Genomic DNA, 20,809 nt, shown 5'->3' with positions numbered 1-20,809 from the left:
AATCTGTTGAGCGCCGGATGGCGTGCCACAGCACTATGTCGGGCGGAAGAACTCATCCCTTTACTGCCCCTGCGGTTAGACCTGAGACGATCTGGCGCTGGAACACCATCACGAGGAAGAAGAGCGGTGCAGTGATGGAAACGGCAGCCGCGACAGCGACAACTTGGTCGGTTGTCGTGGTTTCGCGGTTAAACATACCAGCGATGGCGGGAACCATTGTCTGGTTTTGAGCATCCAACAATAGCGAGGTCACGAGGAAGTCGTTGTAGGCCAGCAGGAAACTGAAGAGACCTGTGGTGATTACGCCCGGCCACATGACTGGCATAATCACGCGTCGAAACGCCTGAAAATGACTGCATCCATCAACCCTTGCAGCCTCATCAAGCTCGGCTGGAATGTTCTGAAAAAAGCTGCGCAGCATCCAGATGGTAAAAGGTTGATTGATCGCCACCAGTACCGCAATCACGGCAAATGGTTTGCCATAAAGCGTCGGGGCGTTTTCGCCAAAGATCGGCGCGAGCCATTCAGAAGACGAGATGAACACTGGCAGATAGCCTGCGACGAGAACAGAGTGCGGCAAAGCGCGGAAGATGAGCGCGATAATCAAAATCCAGAACGCCAGCTTGCTGCCCGAACGGGCAAGCCCATAACCTGCTAGCGTTCCAACACTGAGCGAGATGGTAACGACACCTGCTGTGATCAGCAGTGAGTTTTGGAAATTGCGGAAGAAACCACGTTCAACCCAAACCGTCTTGTAATGTTCGGTCGTTAGCCCGACAACATCGACCCCGAGCGGGCCGAGCATCGGGTTCAATACACCTGAAACCCATGGAACGACACCAAACAGCACAACTACTGAACCTACGCCCAACACCAAAGCACCAATGATCCAACCGAGCCATTGCTGTTTGCCGTTCAAGGAACTACGCACAAAGGCCGGGAGCGTGCGGCTCGCAAGGCGGATGGTAAGCCATATTGCGCCAATGCCAAGAAGGATTTGTAGCGCCGACATGCCATGACCGCGTGCCAGTGTTTCTGGCCCCAGAATCACGTTCAGAGCATTGCTGTCGTAGGCATCGACAGGTGTCTTGAAGCTTTGGACCATGATCCAAAAGATCGGGAACGCGGCGATCAGACACCACAGAGCTAAGAACACGTTGGAGGTTAGCCGCAATGGCAGCGGTTGTTGCAGGGCGCGGGCGGACATGGTCAGTGGCCTCCTTGATGGTCGCGCCACGTGCGGCGCAATAACGGCACAAGCAGGAGCGCAATGCCGATCATGGTGAGCATGGCCGAGGCCGATGCACGGGAGATTGAGCGGTTGCCCGCCTGATCCGGTACAAGGAAGTCATAGGTCAGCCATTGCAGTGAGATCACATGGCCCTGACTTGAGAAACCGACGATTTCTTCGAACACGCGATAGCTGTCCATCAGATGGATCATCGAAATGAAGACAATCAGAGGCATCAAGTGTGGAATAATAATGTATTTTAGCCGCTGCCAACGAGACGCACCGTCGATGATCGCGCTTTCGAGGCTATCTTGGTTGACGGTTTGAAGGCCCGCATAAAAGACAATCGCGGCAAAGGGCGCGACATGCCAGACACGATAAAACATCATCAGGATTTCAATGGTCCACGCCTGCGCGAACATCGCAATGTCACGTTGCAGATACCATTCCAGAGCGGCTGTCAGGATACCGTCGCCCCGAAACAGCCAATTGATCGAAAGCGCGCCGATCACCGGTGTGATAATGAATGGCAAGAGCGAAACAAAAATAACAGGCCCGCGTACGGATTTGGCCGCGCTGTTGATCATTACTGCGATCCCCAACCCTGCACAGATCACCAACGGCAAAGTGATAAGCGTAAACGAGAGTGTAAAGCGAAGCGCCTTCCAGAAATCGATGGACTGGAACGCAGCCCAGCTTCCGGAGGAAAGAGCATCCCACGCCCGGCCAAGTTCCAGCACATTGCGGTAGCTTTGAAGACCAACAAAATCTGTCTTTGTGATGATCGCGCCCTCTTCGTCCAGTCTGGGCACAGATTGCGTTTCGGTCACACACGTTTGGGTTACGAACCCAGGAGTACATGTTTCCACATCGACCAAGTCATAGATTGGCTGTGTAATATAGAAACTCTGTTGGAACACGCTAACCAGCGGGAACGCGATAAACAGGAGCATCATAAAGACAGAAGGGCCGATAAAGGCGGCAAACGTCTTGAACTTCATGGTTCTGCCTTTCTACTGACCCTGTGGGCACAAGGAAGTGTTTTTGAAATCGGGGAGGACTGCGCCCTCCCCGAAAGGTTCGCAAGAGGGGGAGCTTACTTCACCAGACCAGCTTCTTTGGCGGCCGTCATATAAGCCGCTTCAATGTCTGCCAGCGTGGTTTCTGCATCTTTTGCACCGGTGAGGTAGTCAGCCAGTCCATTGCCCAGAACGGTGTGCATTATGCCCATCGGACCGGAAGCTGGATAAGGCGAGGCGCCATTGGCTGCCGTTGCAGCTGCACCAGCAGCCAGCTTGCCGGGTGTGTACCCATTGAGCAGCCAAACAGCTGCATCATTGTTGGCCGATACCATTTCGCCATCGATACCTTCCATGGCCACCTGAAAAGCAGCTTCTGCCTCTTGGTCAGACATGTTGGCGGCAAACACGAAACCGTCCCACCACAACGAAGACGCTGGCGCCGCTGAGCCGTTAGGTGCAGCCGCCATCGCAACCTTGCCAACCACTTGGCTTTCGGCCTCATCATCCATCGCCGCAGCACGGCTGGCCCAAAGGTTGGCCATTGCGATTTTGCCCTGCTGGAACTGCTGTTGCACGTAGGTCGAATCCGACACTAGATATTCCGGATCCATATAGGCAGTCATCGCCTTCATGGTTTCCAATGCAGCAACGCCTTGGGCGTTGTTGATGGCGGGCATATTCCCTTCACCAATAAAGGTGCCGCCTTCGCCAAGATACATGTTCACGAACTCTTCGCCGAGGTTCCAGCCCGTCTTGAACGTGCCTCCCAGCGGATATTCCACAACACCTGCTGCTTTGATTTTCTCCGCAGCCGCCAATACTTCGTCCCATGTTGCGGGCTCTGCAATTCCGAGATCTGCAAGAATGTCAGACCGATACATCAGGTGCTGCGCGTTCACCATCATGGCGATCGCCATGACCTTGCCATCCACCTTGATCAACTGGTTTGGTGTTAGGTTTTGCCCATATTTGGCGACAAGATCATCCAATGGCCGGATGCTGCCCGCGTTCAGAAGCGGGATCATCGTTGCGTTTGCAACGCCACCGATTTGATAAAGAGCCGGGTTAGCAGCAAAGGCTTCGGGCTGTTTCTCGCGGAATTCCTGATCGAGCGAAGCCTGAAAATTGCCACACTCTGCCATTGCGTCAGTCACGGCCTTCCAAGCCTCAAAACCGGCCGACAAAGACTTTAGCGGAACGGTGTTCTCGATGGCACAACCGGCAAAGGCCGCCGTCGATGACATTGCGACCGCACCGGCCGCAAGAAGTGTCTTGAGTTTCATTCGCGTTTCTCCCTGTTGTCGGTCCGCCGTGCACGTTCGGACCGTTCGTTTGCCCTACCGGGCTGTTGTTGAGGCATCAGCCTCCCAATCGCGCACCACTTTCAGCTTCAAAGAGGTGGCAGATATCAACTGGCACCGAAAAGGAGACCATGTCTCCGATTTCAGCGCGGAAAGACTTGTCGGCCTTGACAGACACCAATGCTCCGCTGACGCGGACCGAAATCATGGTGGCATCTCCCAACAGCTCGAGTGTGTAAATGGGTGCGGTGATCTGACCAGTTCGCGCCTCAGATATGCCCGCGTCTTCGGCGCGGAAACCAAGCGTCATCGGCCCATCAGGTGCAGATAGGCCGGGGATTTCGACGTGCTCGGTGCGGAACGTACCGCCTTGAACCTCACCTTCCATTAAATTCATCGCCGGAGAACCGATAAAACTTGCCACGAAAGTGTTGGCCGGCATGTCGTAGATGTCGGTCGGGCTGCCGACCTGTTGCACGATGCCTTGCTTCATAACAACCACTCGGTCTGCAAGCGTCATAGCCTCGATTTGGTCGTGGGTTACGTAAATCGTCGTGACGGCCAATTCGTGGCTCAGGTTTTTTATTTGCGCCCGCGTCGAGACACGCAATTTTGCATCAAGGTTGGACAGCGGCTCGTCCATCAGGAATACGTTTGGTTCGCGCACAATGGCGCGGGCCAGAGCAACTCGTTGGCGTTGACCACCTGAAAGTTCTGCCGGCTTGCGGTGAAGGAATTCATCAAGCTCCACCATCGCAGACGCCCGACGTACTCGCTCGTCATGCTCCTCGGGGGCAATTCCGCGCACCTTGAGCGGAAAACGAATATTTTCGTAGACATTCATATTCGGATAGAGCGCGTAGCTTTGGAACACCATCGCTACATCGCGGTCCTTGGGTTCAAGGTCGTTGACCACTTTGCCGTCAATCAGAATTTCACCATCAGAGGCATCCTCCAGCCCCGCAATCATGCGCATGGTCGTGGTTTTCCCACAGCCGGAAGGCCCGAGAAGGACAAGGAACTCGCGATCCGCGATCGTTAGGTCAAAATTGTCGACACCGACGAAATTGCCCCATCGCTTGCCAACATTGCGTAGCTGGATTTCGGCCATCATGTCCCCCTAAGACAAATTCCACATGCTTGGAATCACGGTTTGCATACGTTTGCAAAAAACGTAGTGACGTGAGGGCAGTTTTGGCAAGACATTTTTGCATACGTATGCAAAAATATGTGAAATTGGCCCCGATGACCTTCAGATCACCGGAAAAAGCCCAATAAATTAGGAGAATCTCCCGATGACAACGCCTCAGGCCGCCAAGCAGATCGTGCGTGAGTTTTATGAAGAACTTGATTCGGCATCTCCCGAATCGTTAGCGATGGTTATGAACAACCACTGTTCGGCAGACTTAAAGTGGCGAGGCTTTCACCCTTTCAATGAGATCATTGGGGCCGCTGAAGTTGTTGAAAACTTCTGGCTCCCCCTGCGCCGGTGTCTTACCCGGATGCAGCGCCGTATGGACGTATTCTTTGCCGCTGAGAACCGGTTCGATGAACCCGGCGGCACTTGGGTTTGCTCCATGGGGCATTTGATGGGTTTGTTTGATCGGCCTTGGCTGGGGATACGGCCAACCAAAAAAATGGCATTTCTACGCTATTGTGCGTTTCATCGTATTGAAGACGAAATGATTGTCGAAACTGCGATGTTTTTCGACATTCCCCATCTAATGCTGCAGGCGGGTCTAACCCCCTTTCCTGAACAAACTGCCGCGCAATTGGTTCAACCGGGGCCTATGACACACGACGGCTTATTGTTTGAACCGCAGCCTGAGGCTGAGGGAGAGAGAACACTGTCTGCAATCGAAGCGATGATCACTGATCTTGGGCAGTGGGACAGTGGGTTATCGCTCGAAGAAGAATTGGCCCGGACATGGCATGACGACATGATTTGGTGGGGTCCAAGTGGCATCGGCGCGACCTATACAATCGAGCGCTATGCGAAACAGCATTCTGGCCCCTTTCGCGCGGGGTTCACCGAACGCTCAAAAACAAACCACATCTGCCGCATGGCTGAGGGACATTATGGCGGCTTTTTTGGATGGCCAAACTTCACTGCCGTGCCTTCCGGGGGATTTATGGGAATGCCCGCCACGGACAAAGCTGGGGAGTTTAGGGTAATCGACATTTACCGGCGCGACGGAGACAAGTTAGCAGAAAACTGGATTTTTATCGACTTACTGCACTTCTGGAAGCAGCAAGGCGTGGATGTTTTAGCGCGAACAACAGGGATTACAGGTCATGAAAATTGATGCACATCACCATCTTTGGGACTTGAAGTCGGTGAATTACCCTTGGTTGATGGCCAAGGGGCAAATCCGGTTCTTCGGCGATCCTACCCCGATCCAGCGCGACTACTTGATTAAAGAGTTTCGCCGCGATGCAGAAGCGGCAGGGATATCCGGTTCCGTACACATTCAAGTCGGAGCGGAAGATGGGCTGACTGAAGCTACGTGGGTTCAATCCGTGGCAGATGCAAATCCAGACTGGCCAATAAAGCAGGTTGTTTTCTGCGATTTAGCTGCGGCTGATCTCGAAGCGCAGTTGGCGGCATTTTCGTCAATGCCCACTGTGCGGGGCGTTCGGCAGATCGTTGGCCGCGCGCCGGACGAGGATGATGTGACCGGCACCAACGCGTTGCTCGACAACCCAGCCTTTGTGCGCGGTTTACAGATGGCAGGTACTCGCGGGCTGTCGTTTGATTTGCAATTGATACCAGAGTTGATGGAAAAGACTGCGGCCATTCTCGCACAAGCACCGGACACCCATGTCGCTCTATGCCATGCTGGTAGCCCACATAACAGAAGCAAGCACGGCTTGAGGCAATGGAAAAATGCGCTGAGGCACCTGTCAGCGCAGCCAAATGTGGTTTGCAAGTTGTCAGGCCTTGGGATGTTTGACCATAATTGGAGCACAGAAAGCATCCGCCCGATTGTCGAGGCGTGCCTTGACCAATTCGGGCCCGAGCGATGCATGTTTGGATCAAATTTCCCGGTCGATAGTTTGTACTCGGACTACGCCACCTTGATCGATTCAATCACTTCACTCGTTCCTGCTACAGCTCGCGAGGCCGTATTTGGGAAAACTGCCTCCAAATTCTATGGTTTCGCGGATCCCTAGAAAACGAAAGCACTCTCGTACATGCGATCAGGTGCCAGCATTGCCTCCAGTCCCACGGGGCTTTTCGCCGATCTCTCTTACGCCCTGAACGACGCGGCCACCAAGCCCGAGGCTACCACGATCATTCGGAGTCTCTTGTCGGAGATTCGGCTGATCCCAGACGGGGGCAAGCTGTCCATTGAATTGGTTGGCGAACTCGCTGGCTTGTTGTCGTTGGTGCAAACAAAAACGGCCTCTGAGAGTGTATCTCAAGGCCGTTCTGTAACGATGGTTGCGGGAGGGCGATACCAACGATACTTACTTCACCTAACCTCCTCTGGCATGTAGCCCAACTGTTGGAGACCACTTTGAACATATTTCCATTTTAGCTTCCGTATACAAACTACGATGTCCGACTGTATATGATTGGTTATGAAATTCCAAACACTGCTCAAGGCAGTCCCTGAACTGCGGCCTTTGCGTAATAACAGACTGTTGGCACCCATTAGCTGCTGTTCAGGTATCGCTCAAACCATTGCTCACCAACCAGTATGAGCGTTTGCAACAAGTTCACTTTAATCCAAGAAGATGGGTTTCACCATCTCAACATCCTGGGAATGCGGCAGTTCAGCGCCGGTTTTGTCCTTGTGCAACGTGCCAACAGACCTGAGCCCTGCCAACGCCTTGCCTCCGGGTAACGGCGGCTGGTCGGCGCCATACCATTCGAACCACGGCAATTCCGCTGCCGAATACTCTTGCGCTGTCGGGGGGACGTTTGGCGCAGGTTCTCCTGTCAGCGATAGCCAATCCTTGGCATGCAAATGCGAGACGAAAAACTTTTGGCTCAAGCGAGTGTCCCAATCCTCGTGCTTGTAGGGGTCCGTTTCGATTGTCTGGCGCATAAGACCGCCTGCGCCCAGACCCATCGCCTGGCACCCGCTCCAAATGATGCGGGTCGGCTTTGTTTGCGCGGCCATTGTGGTGGCCGTGACATCTCCGGCCTTTGCGGACTCCGTCAGCTATGGCGACCAAAATGGAGGTGTGAGGTGCACAACAGTTGGTACCAATGTGACTTGTAACGGTTACGGTTCGCTTTCAGGAGTACGCTCTAGCGTCACCACCAACCACACGGGCAATACCTACTCGACCACATCTCGTGTGTCCGGTGCCGGGGTACACGCCACAACAAACACGTGCCACTACAACACTGTGACCGGTAAAACGTATTGCAATTAGACTCTTTGCCCCCAGCGATCCGGCTGATCGCTGGGTTTTACTACAGACCCTGAAACTAGAATGATCACTTAGGCTATGAGGCCTTTTGCACAAACTGCCTCGGCGAGAGTTCGGTCCAACGCTTGAAGGCCGTAGAAAACGCGGCGGTGTCTGAGTAGTCGAGAAGAAAGGCCACTTCTGTAACGCTGATACCGTCCCTCAGATAGGTCTTGGATAAATCCAATCGCAGATCGTCAACGATTGTTCTGAACTTCAGCCCCTCTCCCTCAAGTCTGCGCGCCATCGTTCGGCCACTCATACCCAGAGTCGCGGCGACTTCTTTTGCTGGAAGCAAGCGATTGGGTAAACCATTGGTCAGCACACCTTCGATGCGCGCCCTAAGGCTGGGTGCCTGATTAGGGTTATCGACCAGCAGGCGCTCTCCATATGCAATAAGATAGTCACGCAGCTTTGGTTCGTAAGTTGGGATGGGGATGTCCAACACTGAAAGCGGCAGAAGCATCTCGAGCTTCTCGGCGCTGAAAACCACCGGGAAGCCGGCAATCTTTTCGATTTCCGAAGCGAAGTCACCGCCTGGATGGGTCAGCCTAAGCTCAATTGGGTAAAATTGCGTATTTGTGATGCTTCGCAACAGAGCAAGCACACCAAAAATCAAAAGGTCCCGATGGCGATGATACTTACTCAACCGTTCATCAACAGCTTCCAACTCTAGAGAAGCGTAATTGCTAGAGACCTGCAGTACTAGTCGATAAGCCGGATATACAGTTGCGCTTATCTTCTGAGAGTTTCTGATCGCCGCTTCCACTGTTCTGGAGTATCGGGCGACATATCCGACCAAGGTTGTCGAATATCTATAATCCAACCCAGCCTTTACTGCAAACAGCAGGTCATCCAGTTCCTGACACGCGAGCCTTACAAATTCGGCTTCTGCGAGAACGTCGATTGGTTCTTCGAGATCCTTTATCCCGACGTTTTTGAGGATTTTCGCGGCTGCCTTGTTACCTGACCTCCTTTGCAACACCTCCATGAGATATTGGACTCTGGAACCATCAACCTGCATCAAATCCTCCCACTTCACCAGCACCACGGCCTAACGCATTGAAGGAAATTCCCGAACCTGATGCAAGGCGTCACTTGTCGCTTGGGTCCCGCCCATTTTCCATGCACGGCAGAGAGTCAAAAACTCACAAAACCCTGTCCAAAATAGACAAGAAATGATGCCTGCATCTCCCCATCTGCTTATTTGGAAGGGCGTGAATAATTCTTCAAATTCAATTCAATTACGAGGGCCACACAGTTCCTGGATTGCGAGTTCATAGACGAATTAATCCTCCCTATCAATAACTTAGAATGACAATGACTATTTTTGTCACCCCCTGCAAATAGTTAACAATTGGTAAAGAAAGCGCCGCCTCAAGGGGACCTGAAGCTGCGCTGAACAAAGAAACGAGGCTGCTATGAAAACCGAAGTCATTGAATCGCAAATCGGCGACACGGCTGCTGCTTCCGATGTTCAGGACGACCAGCTGCGCCCGGAAAATCAAAAGTGGTCACGCAAACTGTTCTTTCTCGCCTGGGCAATCGAGGGCGTTCTTGTCGCCGCAGGCCTTGGTGTTGCTTTTGCCCAAGCCTTCAGTGCTCCTGCCGGTTCGGGCTGGCTGCAAGCAATTCCAGTGTTCGGGGTTTTTGTGGTGCTAGCGGCTGTCGAACTGGCCAAAATTCCAGCCGCAACAGTGGTTTTCCATGCACGCGGCGTTGCACGATACCTGGCCCTTGTCGGCCTTTTTGTCGCCTCTCTCATTTCCTTTGAAACCGTGTTTAACGGGATCGAGCGCTATGTTCACGTCACAACCCAACCCGTCGGCAAAGCACGCGAAGAGGTACAGTCGCTTCGTGGTGAAATCGAACAGCTAAAGCACTCGGGCGCAGATGATCTAAAGGGAGAAGACATCGCTCAGGTCGATGCAGAACGCATGGCCCAGCTGGAACAATCTCTGGCAATCCGTGAAAAGGCGCTGCAAACGGCGCGGGAAAACCTCGAAAGCCCGGAAACGCGCGAGCTCAAAGCGCAGCTGACCAGCCTGACCGAGCAACAAGACAAGGCAGGAGCCGAAGCAGGCGCTGCGTGGCAGTCGGAACAAGAATGGATCATGACCCGCCTGAACGGGGACGGCATCGACAATCGTATGCGCGACCAGCTCAACAACCGGATGCGTGGCATGCCGGCCAAACAGAATGTTATTTTGGAGGCACGTGCACAGTTCGAAACTGAAATCATGAAGCTTAACGCTGAAATCGAAAAGTCCATCACGCAGCCTTCCCCAGAAGCGCTGGCCAATGTCGCACAGAAACAAACCGAACGCGATGAAGCGGCCAAAGCCCTGGCCGCTTTCGAACGGGAAAACTCGGCACGCGCAGACCAGCGAACGGCAACTTTGCTGACAATTCAATCAGACAAGGCAGACCGTGCCCGCCAAATCGAAGCGCTCGAGGCCGAAGCGATCAAAGCAGTAGGCGCTGTGGCACATGCTGCCGAGCTCTCTCAGATGCACCGTTGGGCCTCTTTCGTATTCGGGGTCGAACCCGCGGATGTCCAAGACAACCAGGCCAAACAGGTTGGCGCGGTCTTTGGCGCTCTTCTTGGTATTGTGGCCGCCCTAACCGGATCAAGCGTCGCGATGTACTCGCAGTGGTTCAAGGTGCGCGGTGTCCGACCGGTTGTTCGCGTCCAAGAGATCGAGGTCGAGAAAATCGTCGAGAAAGAGGTCGAGGTTCCCTACGAGGTCGAAGTGCCTGTCCTGCGCTATGTCTATGTGCCGGTGCCGATCGGAGAGAATGTCGAGGACGGCATCACAGCGATCCTCGACGCCCTGCCCCCGGAAGCGGCAGACGAACTGAAGGCGCAGATGGCCATCGAGTTTGACACGCGGTCGGGCGAGGCCCCCACGGACTCACTAACGGATCCGGACCCGGACACCTCGAAAGAGCCTGTCGCCCCAATGCCTGACATGACCAAGAAAGTGAATGGAGATGACTATGCGCGAGCAGCATGACACAAATATGCTGGAACAGGTCATCAAGGCCAACGCCGAACGTCTCGAGGGACCAGCCCACGAGATCAAGGCAGCCTCTGACCGTCTGACACAGACAAATTCGGCAAAAGCGCACGAAACCAGAACCGCAGCCGATGCCGGTGCCAGCGCGGCTTTGCTCAAAGCACAGGCAAGTCGCGTGTTCATCGTATTGATGGGACTTTCTTTTCTTGTGCTGGCTGCGGGTTTCGCCTTCTGGCTCGTGCTGAATGCCGAGAGCCGCCGTTTGGCTGAACTGCCGCCGCCGCCCGTCACGTCCAGTACACCCGCGGTGGCCGAGGCACCGGCCCCTATCTGGCCCAACATGCCGCACTCCGCGGGGGCAACTGCCGGAGAGGACACTGTTGTCACCACAAACTTTAGCTTGTTCCGCACGACCGACGTCACAATCGGCACCGACAAGTTCATTGTGAAAGCAGGCCACCATTACGACAAGGGCACTGACACCCAGTTCAAACACGCATGGTGCTACACGCAGATTCCTACCGCAGGCGTCGTCTTGTCGGTCGAGCTGGGCGACAAGTTCCCGGGCCTGTCGCCGGTCATTGTCACACCAACGGCCGCGGAACTTGACAAAACCGGCCTTAGCCAAGCTGACCACCGCAAATTGTTCAACGCCTGCCCCTGGCTTGATGGCAACCCGGATCTGTCCGCTGTCTCTCCCGCCTCTACCAACAACACTTATTCCTTTTCCGGCGATGTCACCGCTCAAAGCGTGGACCAGTTGATTGCAGCTGTAGACAACGGGGCCAGCCACATCACTTTTGACTCGCCCGGCGGCATTCTGAACGATGCGGTCCGAGGGTTCGAAGTGCTCAAAGCCAATGATGTCAACACAGTAGTCAACGGCGAATGCGCCAGTGCCTGCACCATTCTGTTTCTCGGGGGTAGCAAGCGTTCGGTGGACCCCGGCGCCCGGGTAGGCGTGCACCAGTGGGACACGATCGACGGTGAAGCCGACGAAGCCGAAACGCAGGCCTTTGCCGGAGCGCTGGTCGCTCTGTTCAAGGCTGCAGGTGTGCGCGAGGACTTTTTCATCGCAGGCAGCCAGACTTCGCCTGAAGACATGTACTGGCTCAGCGGTCACGAACTCCGCGCCTGGAGGGTCGTCAACTCCTGACACTTTGGTCCAGCCTGCCTCGCGATGGCCTCTTGCTTTCCATAACCGTTAACCAAATATTAACAGTATTGTGCATCACCTCATGACCTTCAGACCCTTCTTTGCCATGCTTGCGTTGGTTCTTGCCTCTGCAACACAGGCTGCCGAACCGCCCACCTTCATCGGTAGAGCCAGCGTGATTGACGGCGACACAATCAACATTCACGGAAAACGCATTCGCCTGCACGGAATCGATGCACCAGAAAGCGGGCAGTTTTGCCGCGATGCACGGGATCGCAACTGGCACTGCGGCCAGAAAGCAGCCCTGGCCCTCGATGCAGAGATCGGGCGGCGCACGGTGTCCTGTCAGATCACCGACACCGACCGTTACGGGCGCTATATCGGTATCTGCTCAACCGGTGGCGTTAATATGAATGCCTGGATGGTCGAACAGGGCTGGGCCGTGGCCTATCGCAAGTACTCACGCGATTACGTCGCGCACGAGGCACACTCCAAACGCGCCGGTCTCGGCATCTGGCAGGGCCGCTTTACCCCCCCCGATCGCTGGCGCAAGGGCGAACGGCTTGGCTCTGACACGGTCTCTCGCGCGGATACCGGGGCCTGCGCGATCAAGGGCAACATCAGCTCCAAAGGCAAACGGATTTATCGCCTGCCCGGCACCAAATGGTACGACCGCACAAAAATCAACGAAGGCAAAGGCGAACGCTGGTTCTGCTCAGAAGCCGAGGCCCGCGCAGCCGGATGGCGCCGAGCGCGGTAAGCGAATCTGCAGATCAACCTGTGGTTCTTTCTTCACCTCCCCTTTCTCGCGTGCGATACTCCCGCCCATGACAGGACTTCACTCCAACATCATCCGTTCCGAAATCATGGATTGGCGCGACGACGAGCGCCTTAGGGTTGTGGAGCACTTTGCCGACAAACTTCACGAGCTGAATCAGCTGATCGACACCGCCCTTCGCCAAATGACGTTGAAAGATTGGCTGTGGCGCAGCAGCTACCACGACGAGCACGTCGCACCGATTGTCGAAGACTGGATGAAGCGCCACTATTCCCAGCTTCGCGAAAACTACGAAGCTTCGGCAAAGCATCTCGAAGATCAACTGGTACAGCAATCTGCAGACCATTCCTGGTCAATGGGAGAAATTGCCAGCGCCGGTGTTACGGCCGCCGTTTCAGTGGCACCGCTGGCGGTCATACCTTTTGTGGCTGGACTTGCGACCGTAACGACCACGACGCTGCTCGTTTTCACCACCAGCGCCATTAGCCTCCCGGCGCTTGCGCTTTTGGGTGGGGGACTCGCAATTGCGACCTTCGGATCCTCGTCATTTCGAAACCAGCAATTGGAAAACCTGACCTGCATGTACATCGAACAGGTGCAGAGTGAAGCCAGAAACAAGATTATCGGAGATGTGGCCGATCCTGACACCCCTTCGGTGCAGCGATGCCTTCTAGCCGAGATTGACCAAATCGCTTTAAAAAAACAGGAGACTTTGACATGAACCTGTCAGCAATTCCCTTTTCCGCCGCGCTTGAACATTTGCCGGGCCTCTCATCTGGCAAACTCGTGCGCTATGGCGCCATTCTCAAGGACGCCCAAACGGGTAAAATTGTCGGCCACCTGCAGGAAACCGGGTTGTTGCGCACTGTAATGGAACAGGCGCCTGGGCTACTGTCAGGCGCCAACCCCGTCGGCGCCGGTCTCTCGGTGTTTCAAACCATCCAAAACGAACAAATCAAATCGCGCATGGCGGCCCTTGAATCCTTGATGGGCGGCATGAAAAACCTGCAGCTCGCCACTTTGGGCACCTCTGTTTTGGGTATTGGCGTAACGGTTGCCAGCACCGCAATCGTTCTGCACCGGTTGAATCACATCGGAGCAGCAGTAGAACGCATGGAGGAAAAAATTGATGCCATTCCCAAAGTCTGGGAAGAGGCACGCATTCGCCACAATCTAACCGAGCTGCGCACACAACTCGAACGCGTAGAAGAAAGCGACGTGCGTTCTGATCGCGACGAGGTGTTACGCGCCGCAGACGGAAAGCTGAACGAAAACTACAACCACTTTAGCGATACGGCGCTCAAGATGTCCGCCGAGATCACGTTGGATGCAGATCTTTTCAGGGCAGTTCTGTGCGCACTGTCCCTCTGTGGCGGGGCGCAATTCAGAGTGCTGTTGGCTTTGGATGAAAAACAGGCAGCGGCCAAACGCGCCTCGGCGCAGGCGCAACAGCTGAACCAGATAGCCTGGAACCTGCCCGCAGACGTAATGCGCACCAAGATCGCCGACAAAGACACGGCCCTTTCGCTGACCTCCGACCTTTCCGAACTCCGCGCCCGCCTGTCCAGCCAACCCCTGACTGCCGCTGCCCTGATTGAAAACGACCTGCACGGTCGCGAATACATCGAACGCGCCGTTGCCGAGGAAGAAGAACCGCTGCTGGTGCTGCCTCAGGCGTAAGAATAGGCCCCAATCTATGTGGGCGACATCGTTGCCTGACCACATACACCAAGGGTCCGGGCGACGCATTTTGTGAATAGAAGAGCGCGCCAGACAACGCTGGGCCGGTTCCGAAAAGCCTACACCCCCTTTGTCGTGCCAGAACCCGAAGCGGTCACCAATGCCAAGCAAAGGTCGTTCCTGGCAAACGTCGCTGCAGGTTATTTGGCGGACTGAGCACAGACCCCAAAGGGAAAAAGACGTGATGATCTCTCCAACTCTTCCCTCACCTGAAACTCCGGTGCTAGCCTTCCTCGCATTCTGGGATGTAACCCTGCACGAACTGCTCTGAAGGCCTGACGGTTTCGGGCAATTCCATCAACACCTCGTCCATCACTTCGGCGCTTGCCTGGGCCACCTCGCAACCATAGTCCCCTGCGTCCTTGTCAGGGTTATCCTCTTGCCATTGGGTGTACTCATAATATTCAAAACCCCCGGCCACAGCCGTCCCCACAATCGGCACCGCCACCATTATTCTTTTCAACCGCCCTTTTGCCTTTTCGCGGGCAACCGCCCTGGACATCGCAGCCGCGTGAGCAACTCCCGCCGCGGCCAGTTGCGCCGACAGGCTGAACGCCCAAATGGCGGCAGCGATTGTACTGAGAGTCAAAGAGACGAGCAGCGTGACAATAAAAATTCCTCTTCGCAGAAAGGTGAACATGCCAGACTTCTCCTACCTTGAACGTCAATCCTCCAACGGCGAGAGATGCTGACCTCAAGCCGCTGTATCTTCTTGACTTGGCAACGCAATCCTGTTTGCACGAAACTCAATGTGCTACACGGCGCCAACCAACCCCTCCAGCCCTTTGCCGGCTACATCCCGCGCGGACAAATCCAGCGTGGCAATCTGCAAGCCGAACCCGCTGCCTTCGACAATCCAATTCTTGAAAATACCCGTCCCCTGCCCGTCCCGTGCAGGATAAAGCAGCATCAGGCGAGTGTTGCCGTCGTGGCGACCATAGGCGTGGCCATAAGCCAGCATCTGGTAGACATCGGATTGTGACACGCCGGCCTTGGCGTCGCTCAGGTCCAGCTGTTTCCACTTGGTGTCGATGATCAGGGTCTCATACCCGCGATCCACCAGAATGTCCGGCTTCATGCGGAACAGGCCGCTTTTGGTGACTGCCTTGCCCTTGGCCTGGCGGCGCACGGCACGGCCATAGCGACGGTGCATCAGGTTGGCGGTGTATTTCTCGAACAGATCATTCATCGGGAACAGCAAGGCAAAACCCTCGTGCGCGTCCGAACGCGCCGACTGCGACGCCCCGGCCAGCAACAGCCGTGCCATGCGGTACACCCCGTGCCAGGCGGTGTTTGTACGGTCCAGCGACACCGGCTCGCGCAAGGGATCGCGGCTGATGCCGACACCCTCCATCCGGTCAAGCGCATCGTTCAGCATCGTGTAAGTCGCCGCCAACCCGGTCCGCCGCGCCAACAGTCGGGCCGCAGCGAACACCACGCGGTTCAGGGGCGTGTTTGCCGTCAACTCGTCATAGCGGCACGCCAACCGGTCGGGCCGCACCGCGTTCACCGTAAACTGCCGCTTGATGTCCAGTGACCCGCGCAACACGCTCAGATCATCCGCGTCGGTCAGGTATCTGCGTGGCAGGCCCCGACGCAGGGTTGCCGTCAGGCGACGGGCAAAGGACAGGATTGTCACTTCGAGCAGGTCCAGCTTTTGTGTGCCGAGGCCCGCCAAGCCATCCGAGGCAATCCGCAAGTCATAGGCCACATCCAGCATATGGATCAGCACGTCTCGCCCCTGCGCGCCGTCAATATCCAGCTTGGGCAGGATTTCCAGCGTCACGTCTGGCGCGGCCAAAACCCCACAGACCTGCCCCGCCTTAACATGGTTATGGCGGCGTGCCAGCACGGCCTCGGGTCCGAGTTTCAGGACCCGCGCGCGGGTCTCGGCGAGATGGCACAAGCGATCCGCCTGAGCGGGTGTAAGGACCGTGGCCCCATCACCGATCGAAACATGCTTCCACTCAAGACAGGTTAGCGATTTTTGCCCAGCGAACAGTTTCACCCGACGTCTCCGTCCTGTCCGCCCTGCTGCCCGGCCCCGTTTAGCAACTCGTCATAGGCCGCCTGACCGTAAGCACCTGTGATGTAGTAGCGATCCAAATAGCGAAAGCGCGGCTCGTGATACATGCTGTCCAGCCCCGGCGGCACCGGCAGTTTGGTCTGTTCCAGAAACGCATTGCCGCCGCCCAGCACGGCCCGTACTCGGCCCAGATCCTCGTGGAAATACTCGCGCATCAACGGGATCAGCTTGGTCGCCATGATCCAGTCCAGATCGGCCAGAGTTTCGGCCCCCATCATCCACGCGTGCCCGATCAGATGATCCGGCCCGATCAGATATTCCAGCCGCGCGTTGATCGTGGCCAGAACACGCGGCAGGTCGATGCCGTCAACAGGCGACAGAACGCTTGGGTCAGGGTCGACCCCCTCGAACCTGAACCGTCGCCGCAGCGCCGTGTCCAGCAGCGCAATCGAACGGTCGGCCGTGTTCATCGTACCCAGAATGTGCAGGTTCGACGGCAGAGTGAATGGCTTTTTCGAATGCGGCAGCACCACCGACAGCGCATTCTCCATCCCTTCCCGCTTGTCCTCTTCCAACAGCGTGATCATCTCGCCCATCACCTTGGAGATATTGGCGCGGTTGATCTCGTCGATGATCAGAACATAGGGGCGTTTCGGAGCATCAACAGCTTCAATCTGAGGTGCAAGATAGCTTCCCAAGGCCCGCCAAATTATCAAATCGTCAACCAGCCTATAAAGCGTCCCCATGGCAAAGCTCTTGCCATAGATCTCGTCCACATCTATTTCGTCGCCTTCTTTTGCAACCCAGCGCCAGTCAACCTCGCGGCGTTGCCTGTATTCAACGTCATCACCATCCTCAAACCTGTAACCGCCCGTAACAATACCGATGGCACGCGCCTTTTTGTTGCCCTTGCTGGCAATTACGATGTCCCCTTTGCTCATATCGTTGCGGAGGCGCCGGATCGCCTTTACGGTCGCATCATGCCCCGTGGCGTCTTCTTTGCCCGCCTCTTGTTGCAAGCGTGACAGGATCTCGCGGGGCGATGCGTAGATGTCATCGGACCAGTCGATTTCACCCCCATACCCTATGGCAAGAAAGTCATAGTTAAAGCACTCTTCCCGGATATCGTCTTTTCCAGAATCCCAGGATTCACCGATGGACACCTTGAACACCTTTCGGCCGCTGAAATCGCAGTCCTCGGACTGCACATAGGCCTGTTGCCGCGCCCGTTGTGCAATTCGCTTGAGGACGCCATCGACAGGAACCAAACGGAACCCTGACGCGCTTTGGGCTTCGTCCTCATCGGGCTGCGTCTCGGGCCGCAACCCCTCGACAAACTCTTCATACCCATAGCTCTGGTGAAAGGTCACAAAGGCAATCCGATGCGCCTCTTCCAACGCCTTGTAGCGTGCCATGACCAGCTTGCGCGCTTCGGCGGGATCGGGATGCGTGGGCACCTCGCCATCACAAATCCGCACCGCACGCTCTGCGGTTTCAAAGGTCTTACCCGTGCCCGGCGGACCAAAGAGGATCGTGTTAAGGGGCCCGGTTGGTTGTGCTGTATCTGAAACTGGCTGAATAGGCATTTCGGAACCACTCAAATCAAAGGTAAATGTTGTTGTTGTGCTGTCTCTTGGGCCCTTCTGGGTCGGTGGCGAAACCGCGGCGAGGTCCTGAAACTTCTTGCCGCGCAAGGCCTGACACACATTGGCTGTCGCATTTACTAGAAACAAATCCCTACCCAAGGTGCCCGCCTGGATCTGGACAAAGGCGTGGCCGCGCTCGCGTGCTAGAGCGATATAGTAGTTCAATGCGCACAATCGAATGCGGTCTGCATCGTTGATCAGATGGCTGTATCTTTCGGGTGGCTCGACAGGCTCATTGTCACTGTCAACAATGATAAACCCAGCATTGTGCAACTGAGCTGCCGCATCGCTCTTTTGCCCCCATCCTCCATTGAAAACCGTTTTATTACGGATAAAGCCGATGATTGGTTTTGTCGGATACACCTGGTTTGGCCTCTCACGCGTCGAGCGCACCCAATAGTCGCGGGGATCCCCAAAAGCATCGAATAGATCGCCATGCTTGCCAGAGGTTTTGTAGGCGTCGTACGCATCCATTGCCGCCTCAACGGTCTCGCGTGAAACTCGCGCGGTTGGGGTCTCTGATGCATGATTATGCACAACCCAGAGCGCCGATTGCACGTCCATCAGGTTACGCGGGGCTAGGCCGCGCTCTTTAAAAGCCTGAAAAACAGCCCGCCCGAACCGCAGCTCTTCGGCATATTCTTCGACGGGATCCTCAGAGCGTGGAAAAAGTTGGCCGACGGCCTCATTGTACAAGTCATCCAGCACAGTCCGTCGAAAATAGATCGCGTTCTTGGGGTGCAAAACCATCGCAATGGCTTCACCGATTTGCCGGGCCGGATCAGGCGATCCCTTGTGATCAGACCTCCAGACCGAAATCATGTCTGCAACAAACTCAGGGAAATCTGGGGCTTCTGACGTCGCAAACCCACCAATGACCTCTCCAAACTTCACGTGGTTTGGATGCGTGCGCAAGTGATCCAAAACGCGCCAATCAATCAGATTGAACGTCTCTTGTGCCGTGCTATAGGCCTCGGCAAAATCTTCGGGTTCGCGACAGGCATCAAGCGTTTTCCGCAACCGGTCTGCAAATTCGTGTTTGTAATCCGTCTCTGTTTCATCAAACCCGTCATGACGCGGCTCAAAATGCGCGAACCCTTCAAACTCGTCCTGCAGAACGGCCACCCAACGATCAACAGCCTGATCCGACAAGGTCATTGCGGGCATCACACCCATTGTCGCCAGCACTTTTGCGAGGGCCTCACCAGTCAGCTCAGCAACTTTCCACGCCGTGCGACCCCGAAAACCCTTTGAGGACAACGCAGAGTGGCGCCCCTCCCGGTCACCTTCAACCGCCGGCTTCTCCTCCAACGCATACCCCGCCGCACGCAACCCGTCTACGTAGGTTTCACCAACCCAAAGGTTCGGTTGGCTGGGGGTGTATTCCAGGCAAATCGCCTCGCCATCTGGCGCCTCCAAAGCGCCCATCTTCTTGGTCGATGAAAACTCGGTACTGGGAAACAGCAATGACGTCTTCAATGTCTTGATAACATCGCGACGATTCTGCGAAACTCCATTTCTGTCCATCTCGATCATCTTAATCTGAAGGTCGATCGGACGCCAATCGACACCACTACGACATTCGGAAACAGGTCCACCTTTGCTCCAAAAACCTTGAAATTCTTCCATATAGAAATCAAATTCTAAGCCAAACTCAGCTTCTTGAGCCTCTCGAATTTTCAATAGTTTCTTGTCCCGTTCAACCAACGGAATGGCCAACAACTCCTTCTCGGTCTCTCCGGTATACGCTGAAATTATTGCCCGTTTATCTCGGCCAGAGGTTATGCGTTCGAAAACATCTGGGAACATCAGATGGGTCAAAATATGCCGCAATTGCCGATTTCCATTCTTAGGGATTTCATGCAGCCACTCGGCAAACACCCAAGGGTCGGACAAGAGATTGCGCCGCCCCACATTGTCCCGCGATTTAAAATCGCGCATTACCGCAATAACATAGACGAGTTCTCGCCAACGGTGTGTATTGTATGCAGTGCCGGTAGAAGACAGGCCAGAGATCACATCGTCAGAAAGTAGAGGGTGATCGTCTGGAAATGGTGTCTCAGACCAAGACCAAATTCGTTCGATAACTTCGCGCTTTTTCGGCGGTCTGGTGTTGACAGAAAACAGTAGAACCAACCACATGACCTCGGCCATGAGCCTTTTACACTTGGCTGACCCCGCAGCCAGCTGCATCTCAAGCTTTTCGTAAAAGTCACCTTCGCCTTCGTCCAAATTCAGCGAGTAATCCTTGTACAACTCGTCAAAGACTTCGAGGCTCCACAAATCCGTTTCTTCTGTGAAAAGCGACCCGTCGTTTAGAAAGCACCGGTCTCGCCAAGTCTCGGCAGCGGCATGAATCGGTGGAGCATTTTCGTGCGGGTTAAAACGAGACATAACGGTTGGTCCTTAACTTCTTTTTCTTCCCTTTGGATCAATCAAGGGATCAGGCAGTAGATCTTCAATA

The 20,809-nt window shown here is 55.2% G+C and carries 16 protein-coding genes and 1 pseudogene; 8 read left to right on the top strand and 9 right to left on the bottom strand.

Annotation, left to right across the window (positions count from 1 at the left end; genetic code table 11):
• Positions 1-52 precede the first annotated feature (52 nt).
• The 4 genes from CLV88_RS21360 to CLV88_RS21345 all read right to left on the bottom strand — a co-directional run bounded on the left by CLV88_RS21360 (position 53) and on the right by CLV88_RS21345 (position 4,665).
• Positions 53-1,207, bottom strand: coding sequence for a carbohydrate ABC transporter permease (locus tag CLV88_RS21360; protein ID WP_106610441.1), 1,155 nt, complete (start codon positions 1,205-1,207; stop codon positions 53-55).
• A 2-nt stretch (positions 1,208-1,209) separates the two neighbouring features.
• Positions 1,210-2,232 (bottom strand): carbohydrate ABC transporter permease, encoded by a 1,023-nt coding sequence (locus CLV88_RS21355; RefSeq protein WP_106610440.1) that lies wholly within the window; start codon positions 2,230-2,232, stop codon positions 1,210-1,212.
• Between the two features lie 95 nt (positions 2,233-2,327).
• Entirely contained in the window at positions 2,328-3,536 is a 1,209-nt protein-coding gene (locus CLV88_RS21350) for an ABC transporter substrate-binding protein (protein WP_106610439.1), read from the bottom strand.
• Positions 3,537-3,612: 76 nt separating this feature from the next.
• Positions 3,613-4,665, bottom strand: a complete 1,053-nt coding sequence (locus CLV88_RS21345) for an ABC transporter ATP-binding protein (RefSeq protein WP_106610438.1) — start codon at positions 4,663-4,665, stop codon at positions 3,613-3,615.
• A 184-nt stretch (positions 4,666-4,849) separates the two neighbouring features.
• On the opposite strand from CLV88_RS21345, the gene CLV88_RS21340 reads away from it, so the two are divergent.
• The gene (locus tag CLV88_RS21340) at positions 4,850-5,860 is read left to right on the top strand and encodes an ester cyclase (RefSeq protein ID WP_106610437.1); all 1,011 of its coding nucleotides are present in this window, start codon (positions 4,850-4,852) and stop codon (positions 5,858-5,860) included.
• Positions 5,850-6,728, top strand: coding sequence for an amidohydrolase family protein (locus CLV88_RS21335; protein ID WP_106610436.1), 879 nt, complete (start codon positions 5,850-5,852; stop codon positions 6,726-6,728). The genes CLV88_RS21340 and CLV88_RS21335 overlap by 11 nt, the downstream gene beginning before the upstream one ends.
• Positions 6,729-7,282: 554 nt before the next feature.
• On the opposite strand, the gene CLV88_RS21325 is transcribed toward CLV88_RS21335, so the two are convergent.
• Together CLV88_RS21325 and CLV88_RS21320 are read right to left on the bottom strand one after the other, a co-directional pair.
• Entirely contained in the window at positions 7,283-7,684 is a 402-nt protein-coding gene (locus CLV88_RS21325) for a hypothetical protein (protein WP_106610434.1), read from the bottom strand.
• Between the two features lie 332 nt (positions 7,685-8,016).
• Positions 8,017-9,003 carry a helix-turn-helix domain-containing protein gene (locus tag CLV88_RS21320; protein ID WP_106610433.1) on the bottom strand — a complete coding sequence of 329 codons (987 nt, stop codon included), beginning with the start codon at positions 9,001-9,003 and terminating at the stop codon, positions 8,017-8,019.
• Between the two features lie 397 nt (positions 9,004-9,400).
• On the opposite strand from CLV88_RS21320, the gene CLV88_RS21315 reads away from it, so the two are divergent.
• From CLV88_RS21315 to CLV88_RS23815, 6 genes and pseudogenes are all read left to right on the top strand, one after another.
• Positions 9,401-10,996, top strand: a complete 1,596-nt coding sequence (locus CLV88_RS21315) for a coiled-coil domain-containing protein (RefSeq protein WP_106610432.1) — start codon at positions 9,401-9,403, stop codon at positions 10,994-10,996.
• Entirely contained in the window at positions 10,980-12,155 is a 1,176-nt protein-coding gene (locus CLV88_RS21310; RefSeq protein ID WP_106610431.1) for a COG3904 family protein, read from the top strand. The genes CLV88_RS21315 and CLV88_RS21310 overlap by 17 nt, the downstream gene beginning before the upstream one ends.
• Before the next feature lie 82 nt (positions 12,156-12,237).
• Positions 12,238-12,915: a thermonuclease family protein gene (locus CLV88_RS21305; RefSeq protein WP_106610430.1), complete on the top strand. Its 678-nt coding sequence runs from the start codon at positions 12,238-12,240 to the stop codon at positions 12,913-12,915.
• 106 nt (positions 12,916-13,021) lie between these two features.
• A complete protein-coding gene (locus CLV88_RS21300; RefSeq protein ID WP_133170026.1) occupies positions 13,022-13,654 on the top strand; it encodes a hypothetical protein in 633 nt (210 codons plus the stop codon).
• On the top strand, positions 13,651-14,613 hold the full coding sequence (locus CLV88_RS21295; RefSeq protein ID WP_106610428.1) for a hypothetical protein: 963 nt from the start codon (positions 13,651-13,653) through the stop codon (positions 14,611-14,613). The genes CLV88_RS21300 and CLV88_RS21295 overlap by 4 nt, the downstream gene beginning before the upstream one ends.
• Before the next feature lie 143 nt (positions 14,614-14,756).
• Positions 14,757-14,858 (top strand): annotated as a pseudogene (locus tag CLV88_RS23815) (HGGxSTG domain-containing protein); the annotation flags it as partial.
• 38 nt (positions 14,859-14,896) lie between these two features.
• Here CLV88_RS23815 and CLV88_RS21290 read toward each other — a convergent pair.
• The 3 genes from CLV88_RS21290 to CLV88_RS23490 all read right to left on the bottom strand — a co-directional run bounded on the left by CLV88_RS21290 (position 14,897) and on the right by CLV88_RS23490 (position 20,739).
• Positions 14,897-15,313, bottom strand: coding sequence for a hypothetical protein (locus tag CLV88_RS21290; protein WP_106610427.1), 417 nt, complete (start codon positions 15,311-15,313; stop codon positions 14,897-14,899).
• A gap of 114 nt (positions 15,314-15,427) precedes the next feature.
• Positions 15,428-16,681, bottom strand: coding sequence for an McrC family protein (locus tag CLV88_RS21285; protein ID WP_106610426.1), 1,254 nt, complete (start codon positions 16,679-16,681; stop codon positions 15,428-15,430).
• Positions 16,678-20,739 carry an AAA family ATPase gene (locus CLV88_RS23490; RefSeq protein WP_106610425.1) on the bottom strand — a complete coding sequence of 1,354 codons (4,062 nt, stop codon included), beginning with the start codon at positions 20,737-20,739 and terminating at the stop codon, positions 16,678-16,680. The genes CLV88_RS21285 and CLV88_RS23490 overlap by 4 nt, the downstream gene beginning before the upstream one ends.
• Positions 20,740-20,809 lie beyond the last annotated feature (70 nt).

The organism is Shimia abyssi, assembly GCF_003014475.1.
Classification (GTDB): Bacteria; Pseudomonadota; Alphaproteobacteria; order Rhodobacterales; family Rhodobacteraceae; genus Shimia; species Shimia abyssi.
Note: the sequence above shows the minus strand (reverse complement) of the source record. Positions and strands in the feature narration are given on the sequence as shown.

Coding starts and splice junctions, on each gene's coding strand:
- CLV88_RS21360 (WP_106610441.1), bottom strand. CDS start 1,207: ATGTCCGCCCGCGCCCTGCAACAACCGCTGCCATTGCGGCTAACCTCC.
- CLV88_RS21355 (WP_106610440.1), bottom strand. CDS start 2,232: ATGAAGTTCAAGACGTTTGCCGCCTTTATCGGCCCTTCTGTCTTTATG.
- CLV88_RS21350 (WP_106610439.1), bottom strand. CDS start 3,536: ATGAAACTCAAGACACTTCTTGCGGCCGGTGCGGTCGCAATGTCATCG.
- CLV88_RS21345 (WP_106610438.1), bottom strand. CDS start 4,665: ATGGCCGAAATCCAGCTACGCAATGTTGGCAAGCGATGGGGCAATTTC.
- CLV88_RS21340 (WP_106610437.1), top strand. CDS start 4,850: ATGACAACGCCTCAGGCCGCCAAGCAGATCGTGCGTGAGTTTTATGAA.
- CLV88_RS21335 (WP_106610436.1), top strand. CDS start 5,850: ATGAAAATTGATGCACATCACCATCTTTGGGACTTGAAGTCGGTGAAT.
- CLV88_RS21325 (WP_106610434.1), bottom strand. CDS start 7,684: ATGGCCGCGCAAACAAAGCCGACCCGCATCATTTGGAGCGGGTGCCAG.
- CLV88_RS21320 (WP_106610433.1), bottom strand. CDS start 9,003: ATGCAGGTTGATGGTTCCAGAGTCCAATATCTCATGGAGGTGTTGCAA.
- CLV88_RS21315 (WP_106610432.1), top strand. CDS start 9,401: ATGAAAACCGAAGTCATTGAATCGCAAATCGGCGACACGGCTGCTGCT.
- CLV88_RS21310 (WP_106610431.1), top strand. CDS start 10,980: ATGCGCGAGCAGCATGACACAAATATGCTGGAACAGGTCATCAAGGCC.
- CLV88_RS21305 (WP_106610430.1), top strand. CDS start 12,238: ATGACCTTCAGACCCTTCTTTGCCATGCTTGCGTTGGTTCTTGCCTCT.
- CLV88_RS21300 (WP_133170026.1), top strand. CDS start 13,022: ATGGATTGGCGCGACGACGAGCGCCTTAGGGTTGTGGAGCACTTTGCC.
- CLV88_RS21295 (WP_106610428.1), top strand. CDS start 13,651: ATGAACCTGTCAGCAATTCCCTTTTCCGCCGCGCTTGAACATTTGCCG.
- CLV88_RS21290 (WP_106610427.1), bottom strand. CDS start 15,313: ATGTTCACCTTTCTGCGAAGAGGAATTTTTATTGTCACGCTGCTCGTC.
- CLV88_RS23490 (WP_106610425.1), bottom strand. CDS start 20,739: ATGTCTCGTTTTAACCCGCACGAAAATGCTCCACCGATTCATGCCGCT.